The 1,642-nt window shown below is 43.2% G+C and carries 2 protein-coding genes; one reads left to right on the forward strand and one right to left on the reverse strand.

What is annotated here, in order from left to right; translation table 11 throughout:
- Positions 1–66: 66 nt before the first annotated feature.
- Positions 67–381, reverse strand: coding sequence for a zinc ribbon domain-containing protein (locus QUA88_RS05855; protein ID WP_333052014.1), 315 nt, complete (start codon positions 379–381; stop codon positions 67–69).
- A gap of 365 nt (positions 382–746) precedes the next feature.
- Here QUA88_RS05855 and QUA88_RS05860 point away from each other — a divergent pair, with 365 nt between their 5' ends.
- On the forward strand, positions 747–1,328 hold the full coding sequence (locus QUA88_RS05860) for a hypothetical protein (protein ID WP_333052017.1): 582 nt from the start codon (positions 747–749) through the stop codon (positions 1,326–1,328).
- Positions 1,329–1,642: the final 314 nt, after the last annotated feature.

A 1,642-nucleotide genomic window follows, 5' to 3' on the forward strand; every position in this document is an offset into this window, starting at 1 on the left:
AGTCATTAGGAATAATTACCAATTACCAATTACCAATTACCGATTACCAATTACCAATTACCGAGTTCAGTCTTTAATCGGCTTACCATCTCGATTGACAATACGGCTTTCACCATCCTTAGCCGTGACATTTTCATAAACCCCTTCATCCCGCTTCACGTACTTGCTGAACCCCTGATTTTTATAATCGGTGTCGGATGTCGGCTTCATCAACCTCGGAGCGCTCAGCAGTCGGCGTACCGGCGCATCTGCGGGAGTCTCCCCGGGTTCGCGCTTCGCCAACTCGCACAGTTGGCCCCAAGTCGAAACTTCCAGGTTCATGCTGTGCCAAACTTCTAACTGCTGGTTGTTTTCGGGACACAAATAATCGTATACAGGCATACTAAGAATCTCGTTTGCAACTACTAAAATTACTAATTGCACGGTTATTGAGAATATTATAGCTCAACATTACTAATAATTCAACCCTAAAAATTAAACTTTACTATTTTTAACGGTTGTTGAAACCATAAATCAGCTATATTATTAACCCTGTGTGCTTGCTCCCGGATGCGATCGAGACAAAGCCCAAAAGTACGCTACCCTGAAATCCTCTGACTCGATCGCACGATCGCACGATCGACAGCAAATGCCCGCAAGACTTCCGTGAATGCCGTCAAAGGATCGATCGTCATTTTCAGATTGTACGCAAATCACAGATTCTAAGTTTCAAATTTATTTATTTACTCACCACCGAGGATTTACCGATGAGCGATTTCAAAGTTACGCCAGAAGTAGAGCTGAACACAGCTCAAATGTTGGAGCGATACCAACTGCAAGATGAGACAACTCTGCGGCGTTGGGCAAAACTGCACGGCATCAACAGCACCCGTGGTTTCTTCTATCCCAGTGAAGTAGATTTGATGGATCACGCTCACCACCATCTCTACAATTTGGGAATGAGCATTGCTGAGTACCAAAGTCTTTTAGACCGACGCCGCACCAATTCCCAGACACCGGGCGACCAAAATAAAACAGTAGCAAGTCAAGTTGCTGACGAAGCATACGATGCTATAGAAACGCTGACCGATCAGTATGCTGAAGCTATTGATTTAATGGGAGAACGTATAGCAGACCATTTCATCGATGAACTCGATTTATCTGTGATGCGGCACCTTTCTAAAAAAGTGCAAGACCGCCGCACTCTCAACGGTCAAACCAAAAAGCCTAACCGTTTTCTCCAAGTGATTAAAGCCGTGTTGCAACCGAGCAGCGAAAATACGCTTCTGGTTCCCAAAAAAGATGAGGACTCTAGTTTAGAATTAGAACAGCATCACCGACTCGGCTAGCCGCAGATATTCTTGAAAGACTAATAGACTTTTTGTCAAATTTACTGGTCAAATTTACTGGTCAAATTTACTGAAAAGCCCACCTGAACCCTCCCCTTGTCAAGGGGAGGGAGCAAGAGTCAATCGATTTTAGATTTTAGATTTTAGATTTTAGATTTTAGAATTGAGGCATTGACCCCACGGATAAATTCGGCTTGTCAAGGGGAGGGAGCAAGAGTCAATCGATTTTAGATTTTAGATTTTAGATTTTAGATTTTAGATTTTAGATTTTAGAATTGAGGCATTGACCCCACGGATAAATTCGGCTTGTCAAG

The sequence above is a fragment of the Microcoleus sp. D3_18_C2 genome, from assembly GCF_036702395.1.
Taxonomy (GTDB): Bacteria; Cyanobacteriota; Cyanobacteriia; order Cyanobacteriales; family Microcoleaceae; genus Microcoleus.